Annotated in this window: 5 protein-coding genes; all 5 read left to right on the forward strand. The window is 29.1% G+C overall.

Annotated features, from left to right (window positions below):
• Window positions 1-1,164, forward strand: a 1,164-nt coding sequence (locus EZH24_RS06505) for a phosphoglycerate kinase (RefSeq protein WP_137998322.1), incomplete at its 5' end; no start/stop codon positions are given.
• Between the two features lie 301 nt (window positions 1,165-1,465).
• Window positions 1,466-2,404, forward strand: a complete 939-nt coding sequence (locus EZH24_RS06510; protein WP_201798573.1) for a DNA-methyltransferase — start codon at window positions 1,466-1,468, stop codon at window positions 2,402-2,404.
• The gene (locus EZH24_RS06515) at window positions 2,383-3,189 is read left to right on the forward strand and encodes a DNA-methyltransferase (protein ID WP_137998323.1); all 807 of its coding nucleotides are present in this window, start codon (window positions 2,383-2,385) and stop codon (window positions 3,187-3,189) included. Before EZH24_RS06510 ends, EZH24_RS06515 begins: the two co-directional genes overlap by 22 nt.
• Window positions 3,182-4,441, forward strand: coding sequence for a restriction endonuclease subunit R (locus EZH24_RS06520; protein WP_137998324.1), 1,260 nt, complete (start codon window positions 3,182-3,184; stop codon window positions 4,439-4,441). The genes EZH24_RS06515 and EZH24_RS06520 overlap by 8 nt, the downstream gene beginning before the upstream one ends.
• Before the next feature lie 137 nt (window positions 4,442-4,578).
• Window positions 4,579-5,571: a UDP-glucose 4-epimerase GalE gene (galE, locus tag EZH24_RS06525; RefSeq protein WP_137998325.1), complete on the forward strand. Its 993-nt coding sequence runs from the start codon at window positions 4,579-4,581 to the stop codon at window positions 5,569-5,571.
• Window positions 5,572-5,677: the final 106 nt, after the last annotated feature.

The following is a 5,677-nucleotide window of genomic DNA, read 5'->3' on the forward strand; positions in this document are numbered from 1 at the left end:
AAAAAAGTAATAATGAGAGTGGATTTCAATGTTCCTCTCGATAAAGAAACTAATTCAAAAATAACAGACTCTACGAGAGTAGACGCGGCAATGCCTACAATCGAATATATACTATCACAAGGAGCTTCGTTAATATTAATGAGCCATTTGGGAAGACCTAAAGGCGAGGCTAATCCTAAATATTCTCTAAAACCCGTTTACGATTATTTGAAAACTAAACTTCCGAATAATAAAGTTCTTTTTGCAAGCGACTGTATAGGAGACGAAGTGAAAAAAATCGCATCTTCTTTAAATGCGGGCGATGTTCTTCTTTTGGAAAATCTTCGCTATCATGCGGAAGAAGAAAAAAATGATGCGAATTTTTCAAAACAGCTTTCGGATTTGGCGGATGTTTATGTTAATGACGCTTTCGGAACGGCTCACAGAGCGCATGCTTCCACTGTGGGAATAGTATCGGCAAAACCGAGCATGCCTGCCGTTGCGGGATTTTTAATGGAAAAAGAAATTAAATATTTGGGAGACGCGGTTGCCGACCCTAAAAGACCTTTTGTAGCGATTATCGGAGGAGCGAAAGTTTCAAGCAAAATTTCCGTTCTTAAAAATCTTCTTAATAAAGTGGACACATTAATCGTAGTCGGAGGTATGGCTTACACTTTCCTTAAAGCCAAAGGTTATGAAATAGGCGCTTCTTTATGCGAGGACGATTATATTCAAACGGCTAAAGAAATTATGGATAAGGCTAAAGAATTGAATAAAACTCTATATTTGCCTGTAGACAATATTATAGCCGATAAATTCGACAACGATGCAAACAGAAAAACGGTGGACTGCGATTCGATTCCAAAAGGTTGGATGGGAATGGATGTCGGAGAGAAAACTCTTAAAGAACTTGAAAATATTCTTAAAGACGCAAAAACGGTAGTTTGGAACGGACCTTTGGGAGTATTTGAAATGCCAAACTTCGCAAAAGGAACTTTCGAGGTTGCAAAATTTATCGCCAACTCTGGAGCGGTTAGCATCATAGGAGGAGGCGACAGCGTTTCGGCGGTTAATAAATCTGGAGTCGCCGACAAAATGACTCATATATCTACGGGAGGCGGCGCTTCGTTAGAGTTTTTGGAAGGAATAGAATTGCCCGGCATAAAGGTTTTGCAGGATAAATAATTTTTATATTTTATTTATTATAACTTTTATAAAAAATTTTATAAATAAATGTAGAGAGGCTTTTTAGTCTCTCTTTTTTATTTTTCATAAATTTAATTATATATCAATTTGAAAATGATACAATGAATACGGGAATTGTTTAATAACGCTATAGAAAATGTTAATGTCAATTATTATATTAAATTTACATGTATATTTTATAGCATATTATATCATTATTAATTTTTAAAAATAAATTATACTTGACATATAAATAATTGTTAATTATAATTAATGATATTAAATTAATTTTAGGTAAAAAATGACTTTTGAAAGTAAAGAATCCGACAGTGATATTATCAATATATGCGTTCATGAAGAATTAGATACAGTAAATATATCTAATAAAAAACAATTAAATCCAATAAATAAAATATTTTATAAATCAAGTATAAAAATGAACGAGATAATTGATAATAGCGTGGACTTAATTATTACTTCCCCACCTTACTTTAATATAAAAGATTATTCAAAAAACGGTTATCAAAATATATCTCATTCCAAATTAAAATCACAAGATTTAGGCTCTTTAAATAATTATAGTGAATATATAGAAGGTTTATTGAAAGTGTGGAAAGAATGCTATAGAGTATTAAAACCCAATGGTAAACTTTGTATAAATGTTCCACTTATGCCAATTCTTAAAAAAAATTTAAATACTCATTATAATAGACATATTTTTGATTTGCAGAGCGACATACAATATAGTATTTTAAATAATACAAATTTATTTTTACTTGATATATATATTTGGAATCGCACAAATTCGACTAAAAAATTAATGTTCGGTAGTTATCCATATCCAAGAAATTTTTACGCTCAAAATACTACAGAATTTATTAGCATTTTTGTAAAAGACGGTAAACCGATTAATAATATACCAGAAGAGATAAAAGAACAAAGCAAACTCACCCAAGAAGAATGGATAAATTTTACAAAGCAAATTTGGAATATTCCAATACCAAATAAAGGAGACTCCGCTTTTGGTAAACATTCCGCAATTATGCCCGAACAAATTCCTTATCGACTTATTAAACTTTTTTCATTTGTAGGAGATATTGTTTTAGACCCTTTTAGCGGAAGCGGAACTACATTAAAAGTAGCAAGAGATTTGAAAAGAAATTATATAGGATATGAATTGTATGAACATTATAAAGATATAATAGAGGAAAAGCTGCTATGTCAAACTCTATCCATTTAAATAAAATTCATATTCAAGATGTATTTACCTTTTTAGAATCTTTACCTAATGATTATATAGATTTAGCTATTGTAGACCCGCCTTATAATTTAAAAATAGCCGATTGGGATAATTTTAAAAGTAAAAAAGAATTTTTAGATTTTAGTTTTGAATGGATAGATTTAATGCTACCAAAATTAAAAAATAGCGGTAGTTTTTATATATTCAATACTCCTTATAATTGTGCTTTATTTTTAAATCATTTAAAAAATAAAAAAGTATATTTTCAAAATTTTATTACTTGGTATAAAAAAGACGGTTTGAGCTATTGTAAAAGACGATATAATAATAATCAAGAATCTATTTTATTTTATACAATGGACGCTAAAAAATATTATTTCGATTATGAAAGTATTAGAATACCTTATAATTCCGTAGAGCGTATAGCTCATGCCAGCAAAAAAGGAATATTAAAAAATGGTAAAAGATGGTATCCAAATCAAAACGGTAAACTTTGTCCAGATGTTTGGGAAATTACGAGCGAAAGGCATAAAAATAAAATTAATGGTAAAGTTATAAAACAAAATCATCCAACGCCAAAACCTAAAGAAATGATAGAACGGATGATAAAAGCCTCAAGTAAAAGTGGCGATTTAGTGCTTGATTTATTTAGCGGAACAGGAACTACAAGCATTATTGCCAATCAATTAGGAAGAAAATATATAGGTTGCGAAATTAATAAAAACTATATAGATTCTTCTTTAAGCATTTTAGATATTAAAACAAAAAGGAGCAAAAATGAATAAGATTTTACAGGAAATAATAAAAATAGATACAAGTAAAGATTGTCTTAATTTTATAGTTGAAAGGATAAAATCAAATAATTATCGTGGAATTCAAATATCGCAACATAATCGTTATACTAAAAAAGAAATACTAACCATTTTAGATGAAATTTATAAACTTGTGGGAGAAAACTTAATGCAAATTAGAACAACAGATTTAAGCAAAAGACCCCAAAATGTAGATGGAGAAGAAAAATATGCGGAGCTTACAAATAATATTTCAATAAAACTATCTCGCTGCACTCAAGATTCTTTACGAAAAAATATTTTTGTAGATATGCATAGAATGGGATTAATAAATAGGTATAATGACAAAAATAAAACTTTAAGTCCGTCTGAAAGAGGAATAAAAAAATATATTTCTATTAGCAAACTTGGAATATCGCTATTAAAAGAAAAAAATATTTTTAGTCAAAATCTACTTTTTACAAGAGCTTTAGAAAATCTATTAAAAGGTTTTGGAGAAGAAATTTTAAATATTGCTTTAGAATTAGGTTCAAAAATGCCATACATAAGTAAGGATGAAGTGCTTTTATTTGCAAGTTTTTTAAATCAAAAATTGAATGATAAAACCTATTCAAGAAGTTTGATTGTTGATTTTATAAAAGAATATAGGAGATTAAGTAAATATCAAAAAAATAGTTTAATACATAAACTTCAAACTTATTGTAATCCTGATAATTTTTTAGGCAATAAAACTCAAAAAAGAGATTTTCATAATTGGTTAAATGAAACGCAACAAATAATAACTCTTTTATCTCAAATGAGTTATTTTGAATATGATGAAAAAAGAGGCAGACTTTTTATAAAAATAGGTAAAAATGGTATTTATAAAGATAACGCTAAATTAAAACGCTCAATTATAGAAAAAAGAAAATATTTTAAAGAGCATGGAGTTGTAAAATTAGACGGATTTGAACTCCATCATGTTGTTCCTTTATGCTGGGCTAAAAGTATAATAGAATTTCATATACTTGATAATTGGAAAAATTTAGTTTATATAAATGCATACTCGCATGCTCAAATTACGCATAATAACAATGCAAATGTAAAACTTAAGTTTACAGATGATTATGTAATTTTTATTGATTTTGAAAATAAAGAAGTTAAGTGTAAAAAATACATTGATATATCGTATGACGATTCAAAACAAAATATAATGCTTGAATATAATAATAGATTGCTTGAAGCAAAAGAGAATATTATTATATAAAATTTAAAGTCAATAATTTATCTATCTCTTGTTTTTGAAACCACATTCAAATTTAAATATAAAATAATTTTGACATTTTTTATAATTTATTTATAATTTGCTTTGTATTATTAAAATTATTAATTTGGAGACTAATTATGGCGGTTTTAATTTGCGGAGGAGCGGGTTATATCGGCTCGCATGTTTTCAGCGAACTTTCAAAACAAAATATAGAAACGGTTATAATCGATTCGCTCGAATACGGACATAAAGAAGCGATAAAAGAATGCAAGAATTTTTATCAAGGAAGCATTGGAGACGCCGATTTGCTTCAAAATATTTTCAAAAAGCATGATATAGATTCCGTTATGCATCTATGCGCGTATATCGAGGTTGGAGAGAGCGTTCAAAATCCCGCCAAATATTATTCGAACAACCTTGTCAATTCGATTAATTTATTAAATTGTATGATTAAGGCAAATATTAAAAATTTTATTTTTTCTTCTACTGCCGCGGTTTACGGAGAGCCAGAAAAAATTCCTTTGAAAGAAGAATATAGAAAAGAGCCTACAAATCCTTACGGAGACAGCAAACTCGCTTTGGAAAAAATATTAAATTGGTATGGTAAAGCTTACGATTTTAATTATGTAGCTTTGAGATATTTTAACGCTTCGGGCGCTCATCCAGACGGACATATAGGCGAAGACCATAATCCAGAATCTCATTTGATACCTTTGATACTTCAAGTGCCTTTGGGAAAACGAGATACGATAAAAATATTCGGAGACGATTATCCTACACCAGACGGGACTTGTTTGAGAGATTATATTCATGTATGCGATTTAGCTTCGGCTCATATAGACGCTATGAATTATCTCAAAAATGGAGGAAAAAGCGTATCCTGTAATTTGGGAAACGGAAACGGATTCAGCGTAAAAGAAGTTATAGATGTCGCAAGAAAAGTGACGGGACATCCTATACCTACGGAAATTTGTCCAAGAAGAGCGGGCGATTCTTCCGAGCTTATAGCGAGCAGCGATTTAGCCAAAAAACTTTTAGGATGGACTCCAAAAATAACTTCTTTGGAAACTATAATCGAAACCGCTTGGAATTGGCATAAAAATCATCCAAACGGTTATAACGATAAATAGATTTTATTTTTTATCTTAAAAATACTATTTTTCGTTTACACAAACCGCTTTTAAAACTTTACAAAAACTCATAATTGATTTATAATTATGTAAATTTAATAAAAAA

This window comes from Brachyspira catarrhinii, assembly GCF_005518285.1.
GTDB classification, from domain to species: Bacteria; Spirochaetota; Brachyspiria; order Brachyspirales; family Brachyspiraceae; genus Brachyspira; species Brachyspira catarrhinii.

Excerpts from the sequence above, each read along its gene's own strand:
- EZH24_RS06510 (WP_201798573.1), top strand. The coding sequence starts at position 1,466 with ATGACTTTTGAAAGTAAAGAATCCGACAGTGATATTATCAATATATGC.
- EZH24_RS06515 (WP_137998323.1), top strand. The coding sequence starts at position 2,383 with ATGTCAAACTCTATCCATTTAAATAAAATTCATATTCAAGATGTATTT.
- EZH24_RS06520 (WP_137998324.1), top strand. The coding sequence starts at position 3,182 with ATGAATAAGATTTTACAGGAAATAATAAAAATAGATACAAGTAAAGAT.
- galE (WP_137998325.1), top strand. The coding sequence starts at position 4,579 with ATGGCGGTTTTAATTTGCGGAGGAGCGGGTTATATCGGCTCGCATGTT.